Origin of the sequence: Enterobacter sp. CPE_E890, assembly GCF_046521475.1 — a bacterium.
Taxonomy (GTDB): domain Bacteria; phylum Pseudomonadota; class Gammaproteobacteria; order Enterobacterales; family Enterobacteriaceae; genus Enterobacter; species Enterobacter adelaidei.
The window spans coordinates 3,109,403-3,133,400 of sequence record NZ_JBKFZW010000001.1 but is presented as its reverse complement, the minus strand read 5'-3'; the positions used below and the strand labels follow the sequence as shown (position 1 = coordinate 3,133,400).

At 51.1% G+C, this 23,998-nt stretch carries 26 protein-coding genes, 2 tRNA genes, 1 pseudogene and 1 other annotated feature; of the genes and pseudogenes, 19 read left to right on the top strand and 10 right to left on the bottom strand.

Going from position 1 to position 23,998, the window contains the following annotated elements:
• Positions 1–5: 5 nt before the first annotated feature.
• Together hisG and hisL are read right to left on the bottom strand one after the other, a co-directional pair.
• The gene (hisG, locus tag ACLHV9_RS15470) at positions 6–905 is read right to left on the bottom strand and encodes an ATP phosphoribosyltransferase (RefSeq protein WP_028018500.1); all 900 of its coding nucleotides are present in this window, start codon (positions 903–905) and stop codon (positions 6–8) included.
• 45 nt (positions 906–950) lie between these two features.
• Positions 951–1,074, bottom strand: a sequence feature (His leader region).
• Positions 1,050–1,100, bottom strand: coding sequence for a his operon leader peptide (gene hisL / locus ACLHV9_RS15465; protein WP_001364200.1), 51 nt, complete (start codon positions 1,098–1,100; stop codon positions 1,050–1,052). Its footprint overlaps the feature before it by 25 nt.
• A 175-nt stretch (positions 1,101–1,275) precedes the next feature.
• On the opposite strand from hisL, the gene ACLHV9_RS15460 reads away from it, so the two are divergent.
• From ACLHV9_RS15460 to ACLHV9_RS15445, 4 genes are all read left to right on the top strand, one after another.
• On the top strand, positions 1,276–2,100 hold the full coding sequence (locus ACLHV9_RS15460) for an SDR family oxidoreductase (protein WP_028018499.1): 825 nt from the start codon (positions 1,276–1,278) through the stop codon (positions 2,098–2,100).
• 41 nt (positions 2,101–2,141) lie between these two features.
• On the top strand, positions 2,142–3,071 hold the full coding sequence (locus ACLHV9_RS15455; RefSeq protein WP_028018498.1) for a LysR substrate-binding domain-containing protein: 930 nt from the start codon (positions 2,142–2,144) through the stop codon (positions 3,069–3,071).
• Between the two features lie 219 nt (positions 3,072–3,290).
• Positions 3,291–3,353 (top strand): membrane protein YoeI, encoded by a 63-nt coding sequence (gene yoeI / locus ACLHV9_RS15450; RefSeq protein WP_099458931.1) that lies wholly within the window; start codon positions 3,291–3,293, stop codon positions 3,351–3,353.
• Positions 3,343–4,701 carry an APC family permease gene (locus tag ACLHV9_RS15445; RefSeq protein WP_032666924.1) on the top strand — a complete coding sequence of 453 codons (1,359 nt, stop codon included), beginning with the start codon at positions 3,343–3,345 and terminating at the stop codon, positions 4,699–4,701. Before yoeI ends, ACLHV9_RS15445 begins: the two co-directional genes overlap by 11 nt.
• Positions 4,702–4,760: 59 nt before the next feature.
• Here ACLHV9_RS15445 and sbcB read toward each other — a convergent pair whose 3' ends face one another.
• Positions 4,761–6,185, bottom strand: a complete 1,425-nt coding sequence (gene sbcB, locus ACLHV9_RS15440) for an exodeoxyribonuclease I (RefSeq protein WP_108090762.1) — start codon at positions 6,183–6,185, stop codon at positions 4,761–4,763.
• 181 nt (positions 6,186–6,366) lie between these two features.
• Here sbcB and ACLHV9_RS15435 point away from each other — a divergent pair, with 181 nt between their 5' ends.
• Positions 6,367–7,545, top strand: coding sequence for a tyrosine-type recombinase/integrase (locus ACLHV9_RS15435; protein ID WP_108090761.1), 1,179 nt, complete (start codon positions 6,367–6,369; stop codon positions 7,543–7,545).
• Here ACLHV9_RS15435 and ACLHV9_RS15430 read toward each other — a convergent pair.
• Positions 7,526–7,717 carry a helix-turn-helix transcriptional regulator gene (locus tag ACLHV9_RS15430; protein WP_028018495.1) on the bottom strand — a complete coding sequence of 64 codons (192 nt, stop codon included), beginning with the start codon at positions 7,715–7,717 and terminating at the stop codon, positions 7,526–7,528. The genes ACLHV9_RS15435 and ACLHV9_RS15430 overlap by 20 nt on opposite strands.
• A gap of 10 nt (positions 7,718–7,727) precedes the next feature.
• Positions 7,728–7,928: a hypothetical protein gene (locus ACLHV9_RS15425; protein ID WP_028018494.1), complete on the bottom strand. Its 201-nt coding sequence runs from the start codon at positions 7,926–7,928 to the stop codon at positions 7,728–7,730.
• Positions 7,929–8,011: 83 nt separating this feature from the next.
• On the opposite strand from ACLHV9_RS15425, the gene ACLHV9_RS15420 reads away from it, so the two are divergent.
• The 4 genes from ACLHV9_RS15420 to ACLHV9_RS15405 all read left to right on the top strand — a co-directional run bounded on the left by ACLHV9_RS15420 (position 8,012) and on the right by ACLHV9_RS15405 (position 11,519).
• Positions 8,012–8,143, top strand: coding sequence for a hypothetical protein (locus ACLHV9_RS15420; RefSeq protein ID WP_255662044.1), 132 nt, complete (start codon positions 8,012–8,014; stop codon positions 8,141–8,143).
• Between the two features lie 152 nt (positions 8,144–8,295).
• Complete coding sequence (locus ACLHV9_RS15415; protein ID WP_028018493.1) at positions 8,296–8,661, top strand: NlpC/P60 family protein; 366 nt, start codon at positions 8,296–8,298, stop codon at positions 8,659–8,661.
• The gene (locus ACLHV9_RS15410; RefSeq protein WP_407220805.1) at positions 8,648–10,783 is read left to right on the top strand and encodes a host specificity factor TipJ family phage tail protein; all 2,136 of its coding nucleotides are present in this window, start codon (positions 8,648–8,650) and stop codon (positions 10,781–10,783) included. Before ACLHV9_RS15415 ends, ACLHV9_RS15410 begins: the two co-directional genes overlap by 14 nt.
• The gene (locus ACLHV9_RS15405) at positions 10,722–11,519 is read left to right on the top strand and encodes a hypothetical protein (protein ID WP_176691085.1); all 798 of its coding nucleotides are present in this window, start codon (positions 10,722–10,724) and stop codon (positions 11,517–11,519) included. Before ACLHV9_RS15410 ends, ACLHV9_RS15405 begins: the two co-directional genes overlap by 62 nt.
• On the opposite strand, the gene ACLHV9_RS15400 is transcribed toward ACLHV9_RS15405, so the two are convergent.
• A protein-coding gene (locus ACLHV9_RS15400; protein WP_134708787.1) for an IS3 family transposase occupies positions 11,512–12,632 on the bottom strand; the annotation gives its coding sequence in 2 pieces (ribosomal slippage) (positions 11,512–12,374 and positions 12,374–12,632; 1,122 coding nt in all). The genes ACLHV9_RS15405 and ACLHV9_RS15400 overlap by 8 nt on opposite strands.
• A gap of 407 nt (positions 12,633–13,039) precedes the next feature.
• Between ACLHV9_RS15400 and ACLHV9_RS15395 the strand changes: the two genes are divergently transcribed.
• Both ACLHV9_RS15395 and ACLHV9_RS15390 read left to right on the top strand, forming a co-directional pair.
• Positions 13,040–13,501, top strand: a complete 462-nt coding sequence (locus tag ACLHV9_RS15395) for a tail fiber domain-containing protein (protein ID WP_407221188.1) — start codon at positions 13,040–13,042, stop codon at positions 13,499–13,501.
• A gap of 82 nt (positions 13,502–13,583) precedes the next feature.
• Positions 13,584–14,102 carry an acyltransferase family protein gene (locus tag ACLHV9_RS15390; protein WP_407220803.1) on the top strand — a complete coding sequence of 173 codons (519 nt, stop codon included), beginning with the start codon at positions 13,584–13,586 and terminating at the stop codon, positions 14,100–14,102.
• Between the two features lie 10 nt (positions 14,103–14,112).
• On the opposite strand, the pseudogene ACLHV9_RS15385 reads toward ACLHV9_RS15390, so the two are convergent.
• Positions 14,113–14,810: pseudogene (locus ACLHV9_RS15385) on the bottom strand (IS1 family transposase).
• A gap of 102 nt (positions 14,811–14,912) precedes the next feature.
• Between ACLHV9_RS15385 and ACLHV9_RS15380 the strand changes: the two are divergent.
• The 6 genes from ACLHV9_RS15380 to ACLHV9_RS15355 all read left to right on the top strand — a co-directional run bounded on the left by ACLHV9_RS15380 (position 14,913) and on the right by ACLHV9_RS15355 (position 19,777).
• Positions 14,913–15,506, top strand: a complete 594-nt coding sequence (locus ACLHV9_RS15380; protein ID WP_407220801.1) for an acyltransferase family protein — start codon at positions 14,913–14,915, stop codon at positions 15,504–15,506.
• A 122-nt stretch (positions 15,507–15,628) separates the two neighbouring features.
• On the top strand, positions 15,629–16,018 hold the full coding sequence (locus tag ACLHV9_RS15375) for a S24 family peptidase (RefSeq protein ID WP_028019641.1): 390 nt from the start codon (positions 15,629–15,631) through the stop codon (positions 16,016–16,018).
• Positions 16,019–16,360: 342 nt separating this feature from the next.
• Positions 16,361–17,527, top strand: coding sequence for a serine-type D-Ala-D-Ala carboxypeptidase DacD (dacD, locus tag ACLHV9_RS15370; RefSeq protein WP_049008316.1), 1,167 nt, complete (start codon positions 16,361–16,363; stop codon positions 17,525–17,527).
• A 131-nt stretch (positions 17,528–17,658) separates the two neighbouring features.
• The gene (gene sbmC, locus ACLHV9_RS15365) at positions 17,659–18,132 is read left to right on the top strand and encodes a DNA gyrase inhibitor SbmC (protein WP_049008318.1); all 474 of its coding nucleotides are present in this window, start codon (positions 17,659–17,661) and stop codon (positions 18,130–18,132) included.
• Positions 18,133–18,224: 92 nt separating this feature from the next.
• A complete protein-coding gene (locus tag ACLHV9_RS15360) occupies positions 18,225–19,283 on the top strand; it encodes an FUSC family protein (protein ID WP_028019638.1) in 1,059 nt (352 codons plus the stop codon).
• A 158-nt stretch (positions 19,284–19,441) separates the two neighbouring features.
• Complete coding sequence (locus ACLHV9_RS15355; protein ID WP_008499467.1) at positions 19,442–19,777, top strand: DUF496 family protein; 336 nt, start codon at positions 19,442–19,444, stop codon at positions 19,775–19,777.
• Between the two features lie 47 nt (positions 19,778–19,824).
• Here the strand turns inward: ACLHV9_RS15355 and ACLHV9_RS15350 are convergent, their stop codons facing one another.
• A complete protein-coding gene (locus ACLHV9_RS15350; RefSeq protein WP_028019637.1) occupies positions 19,825–20,160 on the bottom strand; it encodes a gamma-glutamylcyclotransferase family protein in 336 nt (111 codons plus the stop codon).
• 55 nt (positions 20,161–20,215) lie between these two features.
• Positions 20,216–20,291: transfer RNA gene (locus tag ACLHV9_RS15345), tRNA-Asn, on the bottom strand.
• A 161-nt stretch (positions 20,292–20,452) separates the two neighbouring features.
• Between ACLHV9_RS15345 and emmdR the strand changes: the two genes are divergently transcribed.
• Together emmdR and ACLHV9_RS15335 are read left to right on the top strand one after the other, a co-directional pair.
• Complete coding sequence (gene emmdR, locus ACLHV9_RS15340) at positions 20,453–21,907, top strand: multidrug efflux MATE transporter EmmdR (protein ID WP_407220800.1); 1,455 nt, start codon at positions 20,453–20,455, stop codon at positions 21,905–21,907.
• 103 nt (positions 21,908–22,010) lie between these two features.
• Positions 22,011–22,086 (top strand) — tRNA-Asn (locus ACLHV9_RS15335).
• Between the two features lie 142 nt (positions 22,087–22,228).
• On the opposite strand, the gene ACLHV9_RS15330 is transcribed toward ACLHV9_RS15335, so the two are convergent.
• The gene (locus tag ACLHV9_RS15330) at positions 22,229–23,995 is read right to left on the bottom strand and encodes an aminopeptidase P family protein (RefSeq protein ID WP_407220799.1); all 1,767 of its coding nucleotides are present in this window, start codon (positions 23,993–23,995) and stop codon (positions 22,229–22,231) included.
• Positions 23,996–23,998: the final 3 nt, after the last annotated feature.

Here is a 23,998-nt window from a genome sequence, read left to right as displayed (position 1 = left end):
GGCCGTTACTCCATCATCTTCTCAATTGGCAGCACCAGGATTGAGCTTGCCCCCAGCGCCTTCAGTTTTTCCATGGTTTCCCAGAACAGGGTTTCGCTACTGACCATATGCATCGCCACGCGCTGCTGATCGCCCGCCAGTGGCAGAATAGTTGGGCGCTCGGCGCCTGGTAACAGAGCAATCACTTCATCCAGACGCTCGGTTGGCGCGTGCATCATGATGTATTTGGATTCACGCGCCTGGATCACGCCCTGAATACGGGTCAGGAGCTTGTCGATCAACTGCTGCTTGGCATCGGCCATGTCGCCGTCACGCTGAATCAGACAGGCTTTTGAGCGATAGATAACTTCCACTTCGCGCAGGCCGTTCGCTTCCAGCGTCGCGCCAGTTGAGACGAGGTCACAGATGGCGTCCGCCAGACCTGCACGCGGGGCGACTTCAACAGAGCCATTCAGCAGACAGGATTTAAACTGCACGCCTTTCTGGTCCAGGTAACGCTTTAACAGGTGAGGGTAGGAGGTGGCGATACGTTTGCCGTTCAGTGCAGCCGGGCCGTCCCAGGCTTCATCGACCGGCGTTGCCAGCGACAGGCGGCAGCCGCCGAAATCCAGGCGACGCAGGGTGAAGTAACGCGGGTCTTCGCCCTGTGCACGGCGGGTCAGGAGTTCTTCTTCCAGCACGTTTTCACCGATGATGCCAAGGTCAACGACGCCATCCATCACCAGGCCTGGGATATCGTCATCACGCACGCGCAGAATGTCGATGGGCATGTTTTCAGCCAGAGCAATCAGGCGCTGGGTGTGCAGGTTAATTTTGATCCCGCAGCGGGCCAGCAGTTCGCGTGAATCGTCACTCAAACGACCTGATTTTTGAATAGCTATGCGTAAACGTGAGTTATCTAACATTCTTTATTCCTCGTTAACCTGTTTTAACCTGTCTGAATTTGGTCCAAAAAAAAGCCCCCGGAAGAAGATCTTCCGGGGGCTTTTTCATGCGTTCATGCACCACTGGAAGATCCAAACGTCTTCCAGCACACATCGCCTGAAAGACTAGTCAGGGTGATGGTGATGATGGTGGTGTTTAAATTGAACGCGTGTCATATAAATTCTCGATGAATGCTTATTCATTTGATGTCTTTTAACCTAAACCAGTTGTGCAACATATTGCAAGGGCTTTTTTTGATCATTAATTCATTTCATATTGATGCTATGAATTGTGTGTTCTGCCGGGCTGGCGTAGCCTTATGAAAGACGAGTACGAGTCAGGAGAATTCGCATGAAAAAGGTCGCGATTGTCGGTTTAGGATGGCTGGGAATGCCGCTGGCGATGTCATTAGCCGCGAAAGGCTGGCAAGTGACCGGGAGCAAAACCACGGCGGATGGGGTAGAAGCAGCGCGTATGTGCGGTATTGATGGTGTCGAACTGCGTCTGGAACCCGAGCTGGTGTGTGATGCTGACGATCTGGACACGCTGATGAACGTCGATGCGCTGGTAATTACGCTACCCGCGCGGCGCAGTGGTCCGGGCGAGTCGTTTTATCTGCAGGCGATGCAGGAGATTGTCGACAGCGCGCTGGCACACCATGTTCCGCGCATTATTTTTACCAGCTCGACATCAGTCTATGGCGATGTCGAAGGTGTGGTGAAAGAGAGCTCCGGGCGCAATCCTGTTACCGTGAGCGGCCAGGTACTGAAAGAGCTGGAAGACTGGCTGCATAATCTACCCGGCACGCAGGTTGATATCGTCCGTCTGGCGGGGCTGGTGGGGCCTGGGCGCCATCCGGGACGTTTTTTTGCCGGAAAGTCAGCGCCAGACGGGCAACATGTTGTCAATCTTGTGCATCTTGACGATGTTATTGGCGCAATTGAGCTACTCTTACAGGCTCCAAAAGGTGGACACATCTATAATATATGTGCGCCTTCTCATCCGACGCGTAGTACGTTTTACCCGCTAATGGCACGTCAGTTGGGCCTGGCTCCGCCGGTTTTTGGTGAGACAAAGGATGAAAGCAAAGGCAAAATTGTTGATGGCAATCGCATTTGCCATGAGCTGGGATTTGAGTATCAGTATCCCGATCCGCTGGTGATGCCCATGGAATAAGTCTCGCAGCGGAGACGATCGCACACCAGAAGGGGGCGAGCATGAAACCGCTGCTTGATGTTCTTATTATTCTGGATGCACTGGAAAAAGAAGGGAGCTTTGCAGCCGCCTCAGCAAAGCTCTACAAAACCCCTTCGGCGCTGAGCTACACCGTTCAAAAACTGGAAAGCGATCTCAATATTCAGATCCTCGATCGCTCCGGGCACCGCGCGCGTTTTACCCGTACCGGGCAGATGCTGCTGGAAAAAGGACGTGAAGTCCTCCATACCGTTCGCGAACTGGAAAAGCAGGCCGTCAAGCTTCATCAGGGATGGGAAAATGAGCTGGTTATAGGAGTCGATGATACCTTTCCATTTTCGCTTCTTACGCCGCTGATTGAGGCATTTTATCAACACCACAGCGTAACCCGGCTTATCTTTATAAACGGTGTGCTGGGCGGTTCCTGGGATGCGTTAATCCAGGGAAGGGCGGATATTTTCGTCGGTGCACTCCATGAACCTCCCCAGTTGAGTGATTTTGGTTTTGCCCGTCTGGGCGTGCTGGAGCAGGTTTTTGCCGTTGCGCCGCATCATCCGCTTGCTCAGGAGCCGGAGCCTATTAATCGCCGGGTTATTAAAGGCTACCGTGCGATTGTGGTGGGGGACAGTTCACGGCCAGAGTGTGCGGTTTCCTCGCAATTACTTGATGAGCAGGAAGCCATTACCGTTTTTGATTTTAAAACCAAGCTGGAATTGCAAATCAGTGGTCTGGGTTGCGGCTATTTGCCTCGTTATCTTGCGCAGCGGTTTATTGATAGCGGGGCGCTGGTTGAAAAACAGGTGCTTGCTCAAAGCAGTAATGAATCAGCGTGGGTGGGCTGGAATGAACAAACCTCTGGACTGGCAAGCAGCTGGTGGCGAGACGAAATTTTAGCAAATAGTGCTATCGCTGCCGTTTACTCTCAGGCCAGCGTCGAGAAATCAGCCAGTTAGCAAAAAGAAAATCACCCAGGGCATTGCAAAGTATTGCCTTTTGTATCCGATGTGGGGCAAAATGCGGCCGCTGCAACCAAATGAATAATCGACGATATAAAAGGCGTCGGTTATTTTTTTTTGCATGTACGAAACGAAACTAAAAACCAAGAGGCCGGGCTTCGTACCGGATAGATATTTACTAAAATCCGACAGTTGTTGTCGCTGAGGAATAAAGAAATGGGGCAATTTTTCGCTTACGTGGCGGTTATCACCGTAAAGGAGAATAACTATGTCGCATAACGCAACTCCAAACACCTCTCGCGTGGAATTACGTAAAACACTTACGTTGATTCCGGTTGTTATGATGGGCCTGGCCTATATGCAACCAATGACGCTGTTCGATACATTCGGTATCGTATCAGGCCTTACTGACGGTCACGTTGCAACGGCGTACGCCTTTGCACTGGTCGCTATTCTCTTTACTGCGCTGAGCTACGGTAAACTGGTTCGCCGTTTCCCGTCCGCAGGCTCTGCGTACACCTATGCTCAGAAATCCATTAGCCCGGCGGTAGGCTTTATGGTGGGCTGGTCATCACTGCTGGACTACCTGTTCATGCCGATGATCAACATTCTGCTGGCAAAAATTTACTTTGAAGCGCTGGTACCTTCCGTACCGTCGTGGATCTTCGTTGTGGCGCTGGTGGCCTTTATGACCATCTCTAACCTGCGCAGCATCAAGACCGTGGCGAACTTCAACACCCTGATTGTTATTCTGCAGATGGGTATTGTTGCGGTAATCGTTGGCCTGATCATCTACGGTGTTTCTCACGGTGAAGGTGCAGGTACACTGACCAGCACGCGTCCATTCTGGTCTGAAGGTGCGCATGTAGTGCCGATGATCACCGGTGCGACGATTCTGTGCTTCTCGTTCCTCGGCTTTGACGGTATCTCTTCTCTGTCAGAAGAGACCAAAGACGCTGAGCGCGTGATCCCGAAAGCGATTTTCCTGACCGCGCTGATTGGCGGTATGATCTTCATCGGTGCCTCTTACTTCTTGCAGCTGTACTTCCCGGATATCTCTCGCTTTAAAGATCCGGATGCGTCACAGCCTGAAATCATGCTGTACGTGGCAGGTAAAACCTTCCAGTGGGGCGTGTTGATCTTCTCAAGCGTAACCGTACTGGCATCCGGTATGGCGGCACACGCAGGCGTTTCTCGTCTGATGTACGTGATGGGCCGTGACGGTGTGTTCCCGACTCGCTTCTTTGGTTATGTTCATCCGAAATGGCGTACTCCTGCATGGAACGTGCTGCTGGTTGGTGCTATTGCTCTGCTGGCGATTAAATTTGACCTGGTGACAGCAACTGCGCTGATTAACTTCGGTGCTCTGGTGGCGTTCACCTTCGTTAACCTCTCTGTGATCTCGCAGTTCTGGATCCGTGAGAAGCGCAACAAAACGCTGAAAGACCACTTCAACTATCTGGTGCTGCCAGTGTGTGGCGCGCTGACTGTTGGCGCACTGTGGATTAACCTGGAAGAGAGCTCTATGGTTCTGGGTCTGATCTGGGGTGCTATCGGTCTGATTTACCTGGCTTGCGTAACAAAAAGCTTCCGCAACCCGGTTCCTCAGTACGAAGACGTTGCCTGAGTTTTAACGCACTAAAAAAAACCGGAGACCATCGCCTCCGGTTTTTTTATATCTCTAATTCAGACTATCTCTTGTGCGTACTGGAACAGGGATTTCAACAGTGCCTGTTTTTCAGCATTCCCTTCATACTGAGCATAAAGCATCTCCAGCTCCTGAGCATAGCTATGCAGGAACTCTGGCGTAAAGACATTACGACGATGTTGCAACCAGCGTTCCTGTTCCGCTTCATCGAGGGTTCCCGGGTAGTTACGCGCACGGTAATTAAACATCAACTTTTCAATGCGCTTATCAGCGAACGTGATATCCAGTGCCGGCAGGTTACGCGGCTCGGTTTGCAGGACGATATTCATCGCCGCGCGGTCGGCATCGCCGAAGAAACCGTTGTATAGCTGGGCATCCACGTTTTCAGACGGAACGAACGGTTCTGCTTCTGCAAAAATGGCGACCACTTTCTCACGCACCTGCGGGTTTTCGCGCAGCACTTTCAGGTTATCCAGGCAGTGTTGTCGGTTAATGCCCAGTCTGTCAGCATCTTCCGGGCGCAGCGTATTGGCCTGCGCGAGTACCGGACATTTATTGATATGCACCAGTTTAACCGGCACCGCAGGCAGATCGCCGAGTTCATTTTTCGGTGTGTAAAGCCGTTCACGCAGGGTAGCGCTGTCGAGTCCCAGCAGCGGCGAGATATCGCCAGCTAAATCCACCATAATGACCGCATTACGGTTGTCCGGATGCCAGGCCAGTGGCGCAACCCAACTGGTGTTGCCGCGCCAGGCACCGAACATACCGGAGATATGCACCAGCGGTTTCATCTGCGGTACATCAATCAGCGTGGTCAATTTCTGTTTGCTGCGGTGGCTCAGCAGATACTCAAACAGCCTTGGCTGAGCGGTTTTCACCAGCTTCGCCATGGCAATGGTGGCATACACGTCTGCCATCGCATCGTGGGCATTACTGTGCTCAATGCCATTGGCGCGCGTCAGATGTTCCAGCCTGAAGCTCGTCAGTCCTTCATCATTCTCCGGCCAGTTAATACCTTCCGGGCGTAATGCGTAGCAGGCGCGCATGATGTCGAGTAAATCCCAGCGAGAATTACGGTTCTGCCAGCTCCAGGCATACGGGTCGTAGAAGTTGCGATAGAAAATATTGCGCGTCACTTCATCATCAAAACGGATGTTGTTATAACCCACCACGCAGGTATTGGGGACGGTGAACAGATCGTGGATGCGTCGGGCGAATTCTGCCTCGTTAACGCCTTTTTCCCGCGCTTCCTGCGGGGTAATCCCGGTAACCATAACCGCCCCAGGCTGCGGCAGGTAGTCATCAGCCGGTTTGCAGTAAAAGACCTCAGGCTCGCCGATAATATTGAAGTCGTCATCGGTACGGATGGCGGCAAACTGCGCCGGTCGGTCCAGCGCCGGGTGCGTACCAAAGGTTTCGTAGTCGTGAAAGAGGAAGGTTGGTTGTTTATCTGTGTCTGCCATTGTTTAAGATTGTCCACAATAGTTAATTAACTGCCTGTTATTACTCGAAAAACAACCCTTTTCTCACCTGAGTTTGTCCACGAACGTTAAATATAGTTGTTTATTGTGTCTTGATGTCCATGTGATATTGCGTACCAGAAGTGTACCAAACCACTATTTCAGAGCGTACCAAATATTATTTATGGCTATCAGCGACACAAAACTGCGTACCATTTATGGTAAACCATATTCGGGCCCACAAGAAGTGGCTGATGCTGATGGCCTCAGCGTGCGCATTTCTCCAAAGGGGGTCATCCAGTTCCAGTACCGATATCGCTGGCATGGTAAACCTCATCGTCTTGGCATTGGTCGCTACCCGTCGGTGTCGTTAAAGGATGCCAAGCAGATCACGTCTGATTTACGGAACCTTTATTTTTCCGACACAGATCCACGCTCCTATTTTGAGGAGAAGACGCAAAACTCTCTGACGGTCGCTCAGTGCCTCGATTACTGGTTCGATAATTACGTCTCTACAACACTCAGGGAAAAGACCCAGGCACTATACCGCTCAACGGTTATGAAACGGATGCATGACGCGTTCCCTAATCGACCAGCATCCTCCATCACGGTAAAGCAGTGGGTGGATCTACTCACCGAAGAGGAAAGGGATAATCCACGCCGCGCGCGCCAGATGCTCAGTCAGTTAAGATCGGCAATAAGCTGGTGCATGCGACGTCAGGTGATAGATAGTTGCGCAATTATGGGCATCCAGCCAAGAGACTTCGGTTCCCGCGCAGAAGTAGGCGATCGCGTGCTGTCCTATAACGAGCTTGCTCAGATATGGCTTGCCATTGAAAGAAGCAGGGCTTCTACGTCAAACAAGCTTCTTCACCAGATGCTGATGCTGTGGGGGGCGAGGCTCTCAGAGCTCAGGCTGGCAACCAAGACCGAATTTGACCTGCTGGACAACGTCTGGACTGTGCCAAAAGAGCACAGCAAAATGGGAAACGTCATCCGCCGCCCCATCTTCGAACAGATTATGCCTTTCCTCGAAAAGGCCATGACAACTTACAATGATGTGCTTTTCCCCGGGGAGGATATAAACGAACCGATCAGCATTGCGGCCGCCAACCGATTCGTTAATCGAATAAGGGGGGGAATGGACCTTGGATACTGGCGAACCCACGACTTCAGGAGGACGCTGGTAACAAGGCTGTCTGAAATGGATGTCGAGCCTCATGTTACTGAGAGGATGCTCGGGCATGAACTTGGCGGGGTAATGGCCGTGTACAACAAACACGACTGGATAGAGGCTCAGTGCAAAGCGTATGAGCTTCACGCTGATAAGCTGTTCTGGCACATCAGGAACATTTCTGGTTAACGCCGCCATTGAGGATCCATCCATCAACAGCTTCCCGCAGGTACGCTTTCGGGTGTGTCCTGACTGGCTTGGGAAACCCGTGCCGGTTGGTGTAGTTCCAGATGGTCTGGCGTGATGAAACCCCAAGCTTGTTCATCACTTCTTTTTCTGGAATCAGGCTGGTATCGGTCATTGTGATCTCCTTACGCCATTTCTTTATACAGGCGTGGCCCATCGATTGTGGCCGCGCGCAATTCGTTTTCCGGATGCACTGAATAATCTCTGTCGTCCCACCGCACCCAGAACTTCGGATTGTCGCTGTCAGGATCCTGCAGGCTTTCGACTATTCCCGTCAGTCCGCCGGTCTTCTTCTGGGCTAATGCGCCCACATTAAAAGCAGCCATTGCACACCTTCCGGTTCGTGAAGAAATGAGGTGAGAGCGCCCAGCGCCATAAGTGCGGCGATGAGCCAGGTCATGGGGTTTGAATGCATAGGGCGCTCCTGCTGTTAAGCGGTTATCAAAGCGCTGATGAAGCAGTGGAAGGGCGCTGCCAGACTAACGGCCATCATGGCCACGAGGCAGATCTTCGACAGCGGCGACGTGTCGGTACCGATTAAGTCCTGGCAGTTATACGTTAAGACGGTGGACATCGACGCCGACTCCGCATCGGTTACTCTGTCCGTCACAAACCCACTGAACAACAATATTGGTCGCCTTTATGATCCAGTCGAATACACGGGACTTCAGTACCTCTGATTTTATCAGCAGGATGATCGGCGTGCCTTGGTCTAACCGGGCCTGCTCCTTCGATAAGGTCGACTGCTGGGGATTGTGCGTGTTGTATTACCGACACGTTCGCGGCATTGAACTGCACCAGACGCCGGACTATGAAGCCGGTGAGGATTTCTTCACCTGCTATCAAGGTGACGTGGTTTTCTGGCGCCAGGTCGATAAGCCGGTCGATGGCGGGATATTCGTCGGATACCGCGGCGTGCAACCGGCGCATGTTGGCCTGGTGCTGAACAGGCAGGCGCTGCACTCGCGCGGCGAGAACGGAAGCGTACGCATGGACTCGTTGCTGGTCATTCAGCGGGCATTCACCAAAGTGGAGTATTTTTCTTATGGCGCTGGTTGAGATATCGAACTTTCCAGGAACGCCTAAGCTGCGTTGCAGGGTGCCAAACGGCACCCTTTTTTATGACTGGCTGGCGGCCAATGACGCTAATTTTCACCGTGACCTGCTGATCGTCCGCAACGGTGTGAAGTTGAGCGACGATGACGAGCTGGCGTTTGAGTTGAGCGAACTGGACCATATCCAGATATTCGACCAGCCGAAGGGTATTGTGGGCGATATCCTGAGTCCGATCTTCAAAGTAGTGGGGCAGGTGTTTTCTTTCCTGGCACCGAAACCGGCCATCGCCAACACTGGCGGCAATACCGTCGACTCACCGAACAATAGTCTGACCGGACAGATAAACACAGCTCGCGTCTACAAAGCCAAGCCGGATATCTACGGCAAGGTGCGTTCATTCCCCGATCTGATTCAGGAATCACTGTTTGAATACATCAGCACGGGCGTGCGTGACGGCGGTAAGAAATACGTGACTGAATGGATGTGTATCGGGATCGGCAAGTACGATTACGAGTCTGTGCGCTATTCAGAATCAAGTCTTGGAAGTATGGCCGGCGCTGAATACCAGTTCATCCAGCCTGGCGAGGTCATCCCGTCGATTAACGAAGGCTACAGCTTCGATGATGTCGACGGTCAGGAGGTGCCAGGCGCAAACCAGGGAGAGTCATTCCCTGTCGAAACCGCGACGGCAAACACCGTGGTCAGCGGCACGTATGCCGGTGGTCAGTTAGCGATGAAAATCGTTAAAGAGGCTGAGTTCGATTATTTCATGGGCCTGGTTCTGCCTCACGCTGTAACGTTCACTATCAACGTGACGTATGCAACCGCATCCGGGTCGGTAACGACTGATGCCACGTTTTCAGGGACACTTGTTTCTGCTGTAGAAACAAACGACGGCGCGGTGATAAATCCGGTTCGCTGGTACACCTTCACCATGGGTGATCTGGACGGTCCTCCTGATATTCCTACTGGCGCAACGATAAACACGACCACATTCGTACTGAATGATAACGAGGCGCTGGTCGTCGGGACGTTCTTTTCACCAGTGGAGTCAACGCAGTTGTGGATCCACACCCAAAGCAGTCTCGGACCGAAGAAGCAAACCAACTGGAAGGTAGTGCTGTGGAAAATTGATGACGACTACAACATGATCCCCGGCACCCAGCAGACGCTGATATTCCAGCAGACAACCTGGCACAAGCAGGACAGCGAGACGTTCTATCGTACGGACAAGATTATACCAACAGGTGGTTTCGGGAAGTACGCTATTAACCTGCAGCGCACCGATAACTCTGGTGATGCCTCGATACTTAAACTTGAAGAGATCCACGCTGTAAACGTGCGCACAAACGTTGTCCATCCCACCGATACGCTGGTCCGCGTGAAGGTGAGGGCAACAGAGAACGCTCTTGGCAGTCGCGACCGCAAGTACAACGCCCTGGTGACACGTCACACCATATCATACGACCTGAACACGCAGACAGTTGATTACACGCTGCGCCCGTCTCGTTCGTTTGCTGATGCGGTGGCTCATACCTGGCTGATCATGGGAGGGCAGCCGGCAAGCAGCATTGACCTCTACGGGCTGTACTCGATCGCCGAAAGCTTCCCGGATGAGCGCCTGGGTTACTTCGACTATACGTTTGACGACGAAAACGACGCGCTGGGCGATCGCGTGCAGGCAATCTGCAACGCAGCATCCCTGGTCGCGTCCTGGGATGATGGCGTGTTGACGTTTACCCGTGACCAGAAAGTGGATTATCCGGCGGCAGTATTCAACCGGGCAAACATGAAGACTGACGAGTACAAAATCACCTACGAAGCCACGCTTCCTGGCGGCTATGACGGCGTTCAGGTCTCATACGTTCACCCGACAACGAACAACAAGACGTACATCAACTACCGTGTACTTAACGGCATCATCGTAGAGCAGGAGGCAGAGAACCCGAACAAGTTGGAGATCGTCGGATTTCGTAACGAGTTCCAGGCGAGGGAGCGTGCGATGCGCGAAACGAAGCGTCTGATTTTCTCCCGGACGAAGATGAACTCGAAGGTGAATGAATATGGCTACGCAACCAACCAATCTGCCAGTACCAAGCGAATCACCTCGCGACCTGAAATTTAACGCGGGGAAAATTGACGAATTTGTTACCTCACTGCAGCATGAATATGAAGACAGATTCGGCAAAAAACATTACACAATTGAGGGCTTGCGTTGGGTAGCTCAACAGGCTATTTCAGCTTTTGGGTATATTACACTCGACAGTTTTGAAGACGGTAATAGTCTCACTGTACCTAACCAGGTTCTTCGTCTAAAGGCGACAGGTGAGTATTATCGTTGGGATGGCGCGTTTCCGAAAAACGTCCCCGCTGGTTCAACACCAGATTCCACAGGAGGCATTGGTGTTGGTAAGTCGTTAAGCGTTGGAGATGCGACTTTAAGAAGTGACCTAAGGGAAATTGCCAGCCCGATCACTTGGTTTGGGGGCGTGTCAGGTGAAGACTGTTCGGACGCATTAGAATCGGCACTTCAGTCCGGGCTACCATTCTTCTTTCCAGATGGAGAGTGGATCATCACAAGAGACATTGCGTACCCTGGTAGGGTAAATTTTTGGGGAACACCTAGTTCGACTATAAAATCAAACAGTCTTATCACCATTACTGATGGAAGTGGTTCACGCGTTGGGCCATTGAACATCATGCTAATCGGCACTCCGTATACAATTAAACGCGATGCATCGCTAAATAATTTACCTTCAGACGTCGTCCAGTCATTTGAGGGATATATCCCTAATGTACAGGACACAGACATATGGAGTGGATTTGACCTGCCCCCAGGATTAGATACAACCTTCAGTTAGTAATGTCGGTTGGTTTTTCTTCATATTTCCTGTTTCGCCAGTCCGTTGCGAATTCAGCTGGTGTCTGGTAATCCAGCGATGAATGGGGACGGCACTCGTTATAATCCTGCCGCCAGTCATTAATCGTTTTCCGGGCATGAAGAATATCGCTGAACCAGTGTTCATTCAGACACTCATCGCGAAAGCGTCCGTTAAAACTCTCAATAAATCCGTTCTGCGTTGGCTTACCTGGCTGGATAAGCCGGAGTTCCACACCATGCTCAAAGGCCCATTGATCGAGCGCGCGGCAGGCAAATTCCGGGCCCTGATCGGTTCTTATTGTCGCCGGATAGCCCCTAAACAGCGCGATGCTGTCCAGAATACGCGTGACCTGAACGCCTGAAATACCGAAAGCAGCGGTGATTGTCAGACACTCCTTCGTGAAATCATCCACACAGGTCAGGCACTTGATCCTCCGACCGTTGGCCAGTGCGTCCATAACGAAATCCATCGACCATGTCAGGTTCGGCGCATCCGGGCGCAGAAGCGGAAACCGTTCGGTTGCCAGCCCTTTACGGCGTCGTCTGCGTTTTACGCTCAGTCCATTAAGGTGGTAAATACGGTATACCCGCTTGTGATTGACGTGAAGGCCCTCCCGACGCAGCAGCTGCCAGATGCGGCGGTAGCCAAAACGCCTGCGCTCCAGTGCCAGCTCAGTGATGCGCCCTGATAAATGCGCATCAGCTGCCGGACGCTGAGCCTCGTAGCGGCAGGTCGACAGGGACAAACCTGTAAGCCTGCAGGCACGACGTTGCGACAGACCGGTCGCATCACACATAAACTCAACGGCTTCCCGCTTCTGGTCTGTCGTCAGTACTTTCGCCCCAGAGCCACCTGAAGTGCCTCCTTATCCAGCATGGCTTCGGCAAGTAGCTTCTTGAGGCGGGCGTTCTCCTCTTCAAGAGATTTAAGCCGCTTCACCTCAGGAACTTCCATGCCACCAAACTTCTTGCGCCAGGTGTAGAAAGTGGCATCGGAAATGGCGTGCTTACGGCAGAGCTCACGGGCAGAAACTCCGGCTTCCGCTTCGCGAAGAATACTGATGATCTGTTCGTCGGAAAAACGCTTCTTCATGGGGATGTCCTCATGTGGCTTATGAAGACATTACTAACATCGGGGTGTATTAATCAACAGGGAGCAGGTCAGAGGGACTCGACGCAAACAACTACTGTAACGGAGGACCAGGTAGAATTTACGTCTCTCCAACAATCCCATCTTCAATCTCGCCTCAACTTAAAGGCGTTGGAAGCCTAACATCAGGAGGTAATTATCAGGAAGTAATAAGGCAAAATGGTGGTGGTGTAGATCTTGGAGGAAGAAATAACGAGGGAACAGTTAGGATTAGAGGAGATGCAAGTGCGGGTGCAAACCTTGATTTTCAACCCCTAAGTGAGGATCCATTAGCAACAGCACCTACTGGCAGGGTGCGCAATGATTTCGTTTCAAAAAAAATGCTTTTCGCCACCGAACGTAATGTGAAGATGGAGCTTGGAAATACCTCAGGGCTCTACCCAACAACTGACAACTCAATAGGCATAGGTCTACCATCAAACAGATGGACTGCAGTGTATGCCGCTAATGGAACAATTCAGACGTCAGCCGGTAGGCTTAAGTGTGATGAGAGAAGCCTTAGTGAAGCGGAACTTTCCACTGCAAGGTCGTTAAAAACCATGATCAAGGCCTACAGATTTACCGATTCGGTTGATGCTAAAGGCAATGGTGCAAGGATTCATTTTGGCGTTGTTGCACAAGAAGTCATTGAAGCATTTAGAGTTAATGGCCTTGATGCCTTCGACTACGGTATGGTTTGCTATGATGAATGGGATGCAGAAGCGGAAGTGGTTGATGAACTTGGGGTTGTTCTTACCCCAGCCAGGAAATCAGGCAATCGATATGGGATCAGATACGATGAATTGATTGCATTCATAATTTCTGCACTTTGAAAAGAACCTTAGGTCATAGAATATTGCGTTACATCTACTTTCCTGTATCATGAACGTCAATATTCATCTTGGTGTAGTAAATATGATATTATCAATTCATTATTTGAGAGGCATAGCCGCTTTACTGGTTGTTCTCTTCCATTTTAGGGATAAGTTAAATAATGTATACACCCAAAAGGATTTGGGTGATTTATTATTTGGTGGTGGACTTGCTGGGGTGGATTTGTTTTTTCTTATAAGTGGTTTTATAATAGTATACTCAACAAAAAAGAAAGAAATTAATAATATCTTATTCTTTTTTGTAAGAAGGGCTTTTAGAATATATCCATTACTCATCATTTCTTGCGTGTTGTATTATTTGGTAATTACCGAGATGATGAAATATTCAACAGATGAAGGGTTGATTAAATTGTTTGTTTCAATAATCCCCTTCAATTTAAATTGGTCTGAAGAGGCGCCTTATTTTGGGTATAATTTATTATACCCTGCTTGGACGATTACTTATGAAATAGCATTCTATATTATGTTTGGATTATCGATAAGCATCAGTCATAGGTACAGGACTATTATCGCTTCGGTATTCATAATCTCTATTGGGTAATGACTCCAACTTACTGATAGTGTTTTATGTTCAGATAATGCCCGATGACTTTGTCATGCAGCTCCACCGATTTTGAGAACGACAGTGACTTCCTGCCCAGCCTTGCCAGATGTTGCCTCAGATTCAGGTTATGCCGCTCAATGCGCTGCGTATATCGCTTGCTGATAACGTGCAGTTCTCCCTTCAGGCGTGATTCATAAAGCGGCCAGCCATCCGTCATCCATACCACGACCTCAAAGGCCGACAGCAGGCCCAGAAGACGCTCCAGCGTGGACAACGTGCGTTCACCGAATACGTGCGCCACAACCGTCCTCCGTATCCTGTCATACGCGTAAAACAACCAGCGCTGGCGTGATTTAGCGCCGACATAACCCCACTGTTCGTCCATTTCCGCGCAAACAATGACGTCACTGCCCGGTTGTATGCGTGAGGTTACCGACTGCGGTCTGAGTTTTTAAGTGACGTAAAATCGTGTTGAGGCCAACGCCCATAATGCGTGCACTGGCGCGACATCCGACGCCATTCATGGCCATATCAATGATTTTCTGATGCGTACCGGGTTGAGAAGCGGTGTAAGTGAACTGTAGCTGCCATGTTTTACGGCAGTGAGAGCAGAGATAGCGCTGATGTCCGGCAGTACTTTTACCGTTACGCACCACGCCTTCAGTAGCTGAACAGGAGGGGACAGCTGATAGAAACAGAAGCCACTGGAGCACCTCAAAAACACCATCATACACTAAATCAGTAAGTTGGCACCATTACCTCTCTATTGTATCTTTAGTACAGTATTATTCTCGAGGTGAATTAAGCATGAGTGGTTCTGTTTCTGCTGGTTTACTAGAGCATAGTACGCTTTTTGGATATATAAATGTTTTCACCTCGCCAATGATGTTTGAATTCGTTGTTGGCATGATTATCGGTGAATTATATATTAAATCAAGACAGATTGAAACAATATCGCAACATATCAAGAAAATATCAATCATATGCTTGTTGTTCGCTTTATCTATGTGCTTTGTTATGTTTTTCTCTAAAGTTCCATATGGGCATGGGTTGTTTGGTTTTGGCGTGCTATCTTTTGTGGTAATAACGTCACTTCTTTTTTATGAAAGAACGAATGATATTCATAAAAACAAAGCGCTATCTTTTTTAGGGGATATTTCATATTCATTGTACATGTGCCATGCTATTATACTAGCAGCATATCTGTATCTATATACTCGTATAGATTTTTTACAATATATAAATGGAATGTCTCTTGTGGTCATGCTGTGTAGTGTTTCAATGGTAACGGCGTTCCTGATGCACGTATATATAGAATTACCATGTATAAACTACGGCAAAAGAATACTTGTCAGATACGCAGCAGGAAAAGAAACGAACTCAGAGGAAGTTTCCATTTAAAATAAAATCATAATAAATTAATGATATAGCCCACTTAGGTGGGCTTTTTTCTTTCTGAGTATTGATAAACACCGGTGAACTATAATACTGCATATTAATACAGTATCTATCGGAGGTGCATCATGGGTTTTCCGTCGCCAGCAGCAGACTATGTTGAAGAACGCATATCACTCGACAAGGGTCTAATCGCTCACCCTTCCGCAACGTACATGATTATATCCGGTACGACATACCTGCGTGCGGGGATCATGAAGGGCGCCATGCTCATCGTCGATTCATCGCTGACACCGAAAGACGGTTCTCTGCTCGTCTGCGCTGTTGATGGTGAGTTCAGGATCATGCGCTACAGGACGCTACCGCATCCTTGTCTGGAAAACCCTGAAAATGGAAGGAGGGAGCCGTTACCTTTGAAGGACGATTTGTCGGATACTTCGCGGCCGGTGTTTGGGGTGATCACCTACAGCATCAATGATGCTCGCTCTGGCGAGTTCGATGACTGCCCGGTGATGTGAAAAATGCGTTGTGTACCAAATTGCGTACCAAACAAAATCAGCACATCACCTTATCCTTTTTGGTTGCTGCTCTCAGCGTTGTTGCGCGTAATCGTAAAATAAAAAAGTCGGGCGAGCGGCAGAGTCAGACACCAGTAATACCATCCTGTTAAAAAATGACGTCACTATGGTAAACGATCGTGCGGGTCAGACCGAATAAAAAGCGCCGCAGCCGCGCAAATTTGCGCGTCAGCTTCAGAGAAAAATCTGCGTCCTGTCACATTTTTTTGCAATTAAGCCAGGTAACGACATCAGAACTCCCGTAAAAAGGTCAGCGATTTTTAATGACCTGAGGATATACCGTTGAAACGCCGTCTGTTTATTGCTGTTTCTTTACTCGCTTCGAGTGTCTCATCTGCTTTTGCGGCCGAACCACTGGATTTTTCGCCGCAGCCTCCTGCTATTCAGGCTGGCTCCTGGGTGCTGATGGATTACACGACTGGTCAAATCTTAACGGCGGGCAACGAACATCAACAACGTAATCCGGCAAGCCTGACCAAGCTGATGACGGGGTATGTGGTTGATCGGGCCATTGATAGCCATCGTATTTCGCCCGATGACGTTGTCACCGTCGGGCGCGATGCCTGGGCAAAAGGCAACCCGGTTTTTGACGGTTCGTCGCTGATGTTTCTGAAAGAGGGCGATCGCGTCACCGTGCGCGACCTGAGCCGTGGTCTGATTGTGGATTCCGGTAACGATGCCTGCGTGGCGCTGGCCGATCACGTGGCGGGCGGGCAGCCGCAGTTTGTGAAGATGATGAACGACTATGTGCAAAAGCTGAACCTGCGCGATACCCATTTCGAAACCGTTCACGGGCTGGATGCGCCAGGACAGCACAGTTCCGCTTATGACCTGGCCGTCCTCTCCCGGGCCATCATTCATGGCGAACCTGATTTTTACCATATGTACAGTGAAAAGAGCCTCACCTGGAACGGGATCACCCAGCAAAACCGTAACGGCCTGCTGTGGGATAAAACCATGAACGTAGATGGACTTAAAACGGGGCACACCTCGGGCGCAGGTTTTAATCTGATTGCTTCCGCGGTTGATGGGCAGCGCCGTTTAATCGCGGTGGTGATGGGAGCCGACAGTCCGAAAGGACGTGAGGACCAGGCCCGTAAACTGCTGCACTGGGGGCAGCAGAACTTCGATACGGTGCAGATCCTGCAAAACGGTAAAAAAGTAGGTACAGAGCGTATCTGGTACGGCGATAAGGAGCAGGTGAAACTGGGTACCGACCAGGACTTCTGGCTGGCGCTGCCAAAAGCGGAAGTCCCGAACATCAAAGCCAAATATGTGCTGGATAAAAAAGAGCTGGAAGCACCGATTGCTGCGCATCAGCGGGTTGGGGAGATTCAGCTCTATGACCGTGACAAAGTGGTTGCACACTGGCCTCTGGTCACCCTGGAAGCCGTTGATAAAGGCGGTGTCTTCTCTCGTCTGAGCGATTACCTTCATCACTCACTTTAAATACCGTTGTTAATGCTTGTGAGCAGACTGGCAGGGTTGCGAGTCTGCTCACATAATAAACACTCTTCGTTTGCTGAACAGTTAAAATCTGCTTTATAGTGTATAAATATACAGTAATGGGTGGAGGCAGCATGGACTACAGCATTAAGCAGCAACAGAAACGTAAGATTGCCGGTTTTCATTTGGTTGGACCGTGGGAACAAACGGTAAAACAGGGCTTTGAACAGCTGGTGATGTGGGTGGACGGTCGCCACATTCAGCCGCTTGAGTGGGTTGCAGTTTATTACGATAACCCGGATGAAGTTCCGGCAGAAAAACTGCGCTGTGATACGGCTGTGACGGTACCGGACGATTTCGTTATTCCGGAAAACAGCGAAGGCGTCATGATGACGGAAATCGTGGCCGGTGATTATGCCGTGGCGATGGCGCGCGTGGAAAACTACGACTTTGCGACCCCGTGGTATCAATTCTTCAACTCCCTTCTACAGGACAATAAATACCAGATTGCCCCTAAACCCTGTTTCGAGCGCTATCTTAATGATGGCAACGCAGACGGCTACTGGGATATCGAAATGTTTATCGCCGTTGAGCATAAAACGGTTTAAGCCTGCTAAATGAAGGGTTTTTCAGTCGGGTGTGATCAGCCCGGCTGAAAACACAGTACAATTGTGGTTTGCCGTGTAGCTGGAGAGCGGGTGTGCGTCCCGACAAATCATTAACCCCTTTTGAAATTCGGTTGTACAAACATTACCGAGTGGTGCATGGGTGTCGCATCGCGCTGGCGTTCGTGTTGACGTTTGTCCTTGTCCGCTTGCTGGATGTTCCGGAAGGAACGTGGCCGCTGATCACGCTGGTAGTGGTGATGGGGCCCATCTCGTTTTGGGGAAACGTTGTTCCTCGCGCCTTTGAGCGAATTGGTGGGACTGTTTTAGGCTCGGCTCTCGGGCTTATCGCCCTGAAGCTGGAGCTGATTTCGTTTCCGGTCATGCTGGCATGGTGCGGTGCCGCCATGTTCCTGTGCGGCTGGCTGGCGTTGGGCAAAAGACCGTATCAGGCGCTGCTGATCGGGATTACTCTCGCGGTGGTTGTCGGTGCCCCTGCCGGGGATATGACCACGGCGCTGTGGCGAAGCGGGGATGTTATCCTGGGGTCACTGCTGGCCATGCTCTTTACCGGTATCTGGCCGCAGCGTGCTTTTCTGCACTGGCGTATTCAGATGGCCAACTACGTCACCGCGTTTAACCGCGTCTATCAGGCCGGTTTTTCCCCTAATCTGGTTGAGCGCCCCCGGCTGGAAAAGCATCTGCAAGCCATCCTTAACGATGTAGTCAAAATGCGCGGTCTGATTACCCCGGCCAGCAAAGAGACCCATATTCAGAAAGCGATTTTCGAAGCTATCCAGACGGTAAGCCGCAATCTGGTCTGCATGCTCGAACTGCAAATTAACGCGCACTGGGCTTCTCGCCCGAGCCATCTGTTGATGCTTAACGCACAGACCCTCAAGGAGACCCAGCGGATGACGCAGCAAACTCTGCTGACCATCGCCCATGCGCTCTACGAAGGTAACCCACAGCCTATACTGGCGAACAGCGAGCGTCTGAATGAGATCGTCGCTGAGCTGAAGCAGTTAATCAACGAACGCCAGAGCGATAACGTGGCCGAAACACCTATTCATGGCTATGTCTGGCTGAGCATGGAACTGGCGCGACAGCTTGAGCTGTTATCACACCTGATTTGCCGCGCACTGCGCAAATAAAACGCGGATGTGACGCCTGCTGCTTCGATTCAGCAGCAATTGGGGTTATGATAGCTTTAAACGATATACTCATTGTCATTCGCGGCCGCTGTCAGTAAGGTTAATGATACAACGGTTGCTTTAACGAATCCGAATCTCACATTATCAGGGGTGTAAAAATGGAAACTACCAAGCCTTCGTTCCAGGATGTTCTGGAATTCGTCCGCCTGTTCCGCCGCAAAAACAAGCTGCAGCGTGAAATCCAGGACGTTGAGAAGAAGATCCGTGACAACCAGAAACGTGTTCTGCTGCTCGACAACCTGAGCGACTACATTAAGCCAGGCATGAGCGTTGAAGCTATTCAGGGCATCATTGCCAGCATGAAAAGCGACTACGAAGACCGTGTTGATGATTACATCATCAAAAATGCTGAGCTGTCTAAAGAACGTCGTGACATCTCTAAGAAGCTGAAAGTGATGGGTGAAATCAAAAACGGCGAAGCAAAAAGCGAATAATCGCAGTGAATTGTGAAAAAGGCTCTCTGGTGACAGAGAGCCTTTTTTTATGACTCAGAGCGCGGTTGTAGCTGGTAGATCCAGGCCTTAACCTGTTGCTCGTCAGGTGTGGTCACCATGACCTCAACCCGATCATAACCGTCTTCAAATTCATCCAGCATTTGCCAGTGTGCGGCAAGGTTATCGGAAATAAACAGATAACCTTCGACGCGGGGGCCATCAGGGTGGAGGACAATCCCCGGAAAATCTGCCGCCGCTCCCCAGCCACGTTCATAGAACGTGCCGGTTACGAAACCGGCCTGCCATTCGCCGCCAATGTTTTCAAGGATATGTGCGTTAGAGTGGCCCGGGCGCAGCGTGCCGTAGACAAACAAAGCGTTCATATTTTCCCTCACCAGCAAAGCAAAAAGCCTGCTTTAAAAGCAGGCTTTTTAAATTTGGCTCCTCTGACTGGACTCGAACCAGTGACATACGGATTAACAGTCCGCCGTTCTACCGACTGAACTACAGAGGAATCGTTGTGGAGGCTTATCTTAGCGGCGAAAAAAGTTTTGTCAAACCTGATCTTAGGGAAAATCGATCGATTGCTGGTTCTGTCGTCAGTTTGTTGTAAATCCAAACATCTTTTTCTGGAAAATACTTTGCAGGATTAGCATTTCTCCCTCATTATTTGAAATGGAGTTTCAACTTTTCTCGCTAAGGTCCATTTTGAACGTCACTGCTCCCCTGCGCCAGGTGATAACGCGCACACCATGGTACGCAAAACGTAAAAGTTATCGTGTTCTGTTCTGGCGTGAAATCACCCCTCTTGCGGTACCTATCTTTCTGGAAAATACCTGCGTTCTGCTAATGGGTGTACTGAGTACCTTCCTGGTAAGCTGGCTGGGAAAAGAAGCGATGGCAGGGGTCGGGCTGGCGGATAGCTTTAATATGGTGGTGATGTCATTCTTCGCCGCGATAGATCTCGGGACGACGGTGGTGGTTGCGTTTAGCCTGGGTAAGCTTGATCCCAAACGCGCCCGTGAGGCGGCACGCCAGTCGCTGATGATCATGACCATCTTTTCAGTCATCCTCGCGGCAATGATCCACTATTTCGGTAAAGAGATTATCGACTTTGTCGCGGGTGAGGCGACGGCCGAGGTTAAGGACCTGGCGCTGACCTATCTGGAAATGACGGTCTTAAGCTATCCGGCGGCAGCCATTGCGCTGATTGGCAGCGGCGCGCTGCGCGGGGCAGGCAACACCAAAATTCCGTTACTGATTAACGGTGGGATGAACATCCTGAATATCATCATCAGTAGCGTACTGATCTACGGTGTGTTCTCGTGGGATGGGCTGGGATTCGTCGGTGCCGGGCTGGGGTTAACCATTTCACGCTATATCGGTGCGGCGGCCATCCTTGGTGTGCTGATGACGGGGATTACCCCCTCGCTGCGGCTTACGCTTAAAAGCTATTTCCGCCCCTTTAATTTCGCCATTATCTGGGAAGTCATGGGGATTGGTATTCCCGCCAGTATTGAATCGGTATTGTTCAACGGAGGTAAGCTGCTCACGCAGATGTTTGTTGCCGGGATGGGGACCGACGTGATTGCCGGTAACTTTATCGCCTTTTCCATCGCTTCCTTGATTAACCTGCCTGGTAATGCGCTGGGTTCGGCATCGACCATCATTACCGGTAAACGACTCGGTAAAGGGCAGATAGGGCAGGCGGAACGACAGCTGCGACACGTATTCTGGTTGTCGACTATTGGGTTAACGTTGATTGCCTGGGGGAGCGCGCCTTTTGCCGGGCTGATGGCCTCATTCTATACCCACGAAGACGATGTAAAAGAGGTTGTTAAGATCCTTATCTGGCTCAACGCGGCCTTTATGCCCATCTGGGCGGCTTCATGGGTACTGCCCGCCGGGCTGAAAGGGGCGCGCGATGCCCGTTTTGCCATGTGGGTGTCGATGCTCGGCATGTGGGGTTGCCGCGTTGTCGCGGGTTATACGCTGGGGGTGATGCTCGGATGGGGAGTGGTTGGCGTCTGGTTGGGGATGTTCCTTGACTGGGCCGTGCGCGGGGCATTGTTTTACTGGCGTATGGTGAGTGGGCGCTGGTTGTGGAAATATCCACGGAAGAATGCCTGATAAATGCGCGAAATGGAGAATAAATCGGCAAACAATCAGAAATATGCATTCTGCCTTTGACATCCCTGGGGAGCCTCGATAATATGCGCCCCGTTCACACGATTCCTCTGTAGTTCAGTCGGTAGAACGGCGGACTGTTAATCCGTATGTCACTGGTTCGAGTCCAGTCAGAGGAGCCAAATTTAAAAAGCCTGCTTTTAAAGCAGGCTTTTTGCTTTTCTGCGCAAGGTAAACGCAAAACGGCAACCTTGTTGCCGTTTTTAGTGTTTGCTCCCTCTCCCGTGGGAGAGGGATGGGGTGAGGGCACCAGACCGCACGAAATTACACGCGAATCGGTGCCGTTGCCTCAACCAGCCACGGGCGTGCATCGCTTTCCACCAGTGGTGAGAGGGTCTCGCGGACCTGCTGGTGATACTCATCCAGCCACTGTTTTTCCTGCTCGCTCAACAGATGCAACTCAACCTGGCTTAAGTCGATAGGGATGAGCGTCAGCGAAGAGAATTTGCAGAATCCTGGGCGGCTTTCAACAATCTCTACCTGGTTCTCAATACGAATACCGTGGCTATCGCCGAGATAGTAGCCTGGTTCGATAGTCATGATATTGCCCGCAACCAGCGGCCACGGGTTGACCTTTTTGGCGATACGATGCGGGTTCTCGTGGATCAGCAACTGATGCCCCACGCCGTGCCCCGTGCCGTGATCGTAATCCAGCCCCATCTCCCATAGCGGGCGACGCGCAAACGCATCCAGCTGATGCCCCTGAGTTCCGGAAGGGAACTGCAGGGTAATGAGCGACAGGAAGCCTCTCAGCACGGCAGTGTAGTGCAGGCGCTGCTGCGGGGCGACCTTACCCCATGCCAGCGTGCGCGTGGCATCGGTGGTGCCGTTAACATACTGACCGCCGGAATCATTCAGGTAAAAATGGTCATGCCCGATGGGCTTGTTGCTGGCTTCGCTCGAATGATAGTGGCACATCGCCGCATTGCTGGATGAGGCGGAGATAGTCGCAAAACTTTGTTCAATAAAACCAGGCTGCTGTTGACGGAACGCAAGCTGCTGCGCCTGAACCTCCAGCTCGGTCAGGGGTTGTCCCGCAGCCTCACGCTGCGGCACCTCACGGCTCAGCCACGCCAGGAAGTTCACCCATGCGGCACCGTCCTGGTGATGGCATTCGCGATAACCTGCCAGTTCTACCGGGTTTTTGGTGGCCTTCATCAGGGTAATGGGATCGGTTTGCCAGACAATTTCCCCCTGTGGCTCAATGGCAAAGCGCAGGGCTACCGGCGCGGAACCGGCATCCATCATCACCCGTTTGCCTTCGGCGTTCTGCTGACAGCGCGCGATAAAGGCGTCCTGAGGTGCAATGGTGAAAGCATTACGCACCGCGTCCGGAAGGGCGCTGAGCTTAGTGTTGTCAACAAACCACTCAACGTTTCCGTCCCGGCCCAGAAGGGCAAAGGAGAGGGGAACCGGGCTGTATGGGATATCCGAACCGCGCACGTTTAACAACCAGGCAATGTTGTCCGGCAGGGTAACGGCCAGATAATCGGCATTGTTCGCAGCCAGCACTGCGGCGACGCGCTGACGCTTGTCGACACTGCTTTCGCCACTGATCTCGATCGGCATTTCACGGATAAGCCCTGCCGGAGCCGCAGGGCGATCGGTCCAGAGCACGTCGAACGGAGAGGCACTCAGAGGGACCAGCTTGCACGGTGTAGCAGAGAGTTGCTCAAACTCCGTATTGGTCATCAGCAGCGCTTCAAAACCGATACGTGTACCCGCCTCAACGTTTGCGGATAACCATTCTGCCAGCGGCTCGTTGTGCAGATGATGGATCTCAACCTCATCCGTATTCACCTGAACGCGGGCCTGAACCTGATAGCGGCCATCAACGAACAGCAACGCTTTGTTTTTCAGTACCAGGGCCAGACCAGCAGAACCGTCAAAACCTGTCAGCCAGGCCAGCTTTTCGTCGTAAGGCGCGCAGTATTCGCTCTGCCAGGCATCCGCGCGCGGGACGATCATCCCGTCGAGATTGTTTTCCTGTAGCCACTGACGCAGGGCTGCTAACGGTGATGTAGAGTACATTTT

Coding starts and splice junctions, on each gene's coding strand:
- hisG (WP_028018500.1), bottom strand. CDS start 905: ATGTTAGATAACTCACGTTTACGCATAGCTATTCAAAAATCAGGTCGT.
- ACLHV9_RS15460 (WP_028018499.1), top strand. CDS start 1,276: ATGAAAAAGGTCGCGATTGTCGGTTTAGGATGGCTGGGAATGCCGCTG.
- ACLHV9_RS15455 (WP_028018498.1), top strand. CDS start 2,142: ATGAAACCGCTGCTTGATGTTCTTATTATTCTGGATGCACTGGAAAAA.
- ACLHV9_RS15445 (WP_032666924.1), top strand. CDS start 3,343: ATGTCGCATAACGCAACTCCAAACACCTCTCGCGTGGAATTACGTAAA.
- sbcB (WP_108090762.1), bottom strand. CDS start 6,185: ATGGCAGACACAGATAAACAACCAACCTTCCTCTTTCACGACTACGAA.
- ACLHV9_RS15435 (WP_108090761.1), top strand. CDS start 6,367: ATGGCTATCAGCGACACAAAACTGCGTACCATTTATGGTAAACCATAT.
- ACLHV9_RS15430 (WP_028018495.1), bottom strand. CDS start 7,717: ATGACCGATACCAGCCTGATTCCAGAAAAAGAAGTGATGAACAAGCTT.
- ACLHV9_RS15425 (WP_028018494.1), bottom strand. CDS start 7,928: ATGGCTGCTTTTAATGTGGGCGCATTAGCCCAGAAGAAGACCGGCGGA.
- ACLHV9_RS15420 (WP_255662044.1), top strand. CDS start 8,012: ATGCATAGGGCGCTCCTGCTGTTAAGCGGTTATCAAAGCGCTGATGAA.
- ACLHV9_RS15415 (WP_028018493.1), top strand. CDS start 8,296: ATGATCGGCGTGCCTTGGTCTAACCGGGCCTGCTCCTTCGATAAGGTC.
- ACLHV9_RS15410 (WP_407220805.1), top strand. CDS start 8,648: ATGGCGCTGGTTGAGATATCGAACTTTCCAGGAACGCCTAAGCTGCGT.
- ACLHV9_RS15405 (WP_176691085.1), top strand. CDS start 10,722: ATGGCTACGCAACCAACCAATCTGCCAGTACCAAGCGAATCACCTCGC.
- ACLHV9_RS15395 (WP_407221188.1), top strand. CDS start 13,040: ATGGAGCTTGGAAATACCTCAGGGCTCTACCCAACAACTGACAACTCA.
- ACLHV9_RS15390 (WP_407220803.1), top strand. CDS start 13,584: ATGATATTATCAATTCATTATTTGAGAGGCATAGCCGCTTTACTGGTT.
- ACLHV9_RS15380 (WP_407220801.1), top strand. CDS start 14,913: ATGAGTGGTTCTGTTTCTGCTGGTTTACTAGAGCATAGTACGCTTTTT.
- ACLHV9_RS15375 (WP_028019641.1), top strand. CDS start 15,629: ATGGGTTTTCCGTCGCCAGCAGCAGACTATGTTGAAGAACGCATATCA.
- sbmC (WP_049008318.1), top strand. CDS start 17,659: ATGGACTACAGCATTAAGCAGCAACAGAAACGTAAGATTGCCGGTTTT.
- ACLHV9_RS15355 (WP_008499467.1), top strand. CDS start 19,442: ATGGAAACTACCAAGCCTTCGTTCCAGGATGTTCTGGAATTCGTCCGC.
- ACLHV9_RS15350 (WP_028019637.1), bottom strand. CDS start 20,160: ATGAACGCTTTGTTTGTCTACGGCACGCTGCGCCCGGGCCACTCTAAC.
- emmdR (WP_407220800.1), top strand. CDS start 20,453: ATGGAGTTTCAACTTTTCTCGCTAAGGTCCATTTTGAACGTCACTGCT.
- ACLHV9_RS15330 (WP_407220799.1), bottom strand. CDS start 23,995: ATGTACTCTACATCACCGTTAGCAGCCCTGCGTCAGTGGCTACAGGAA.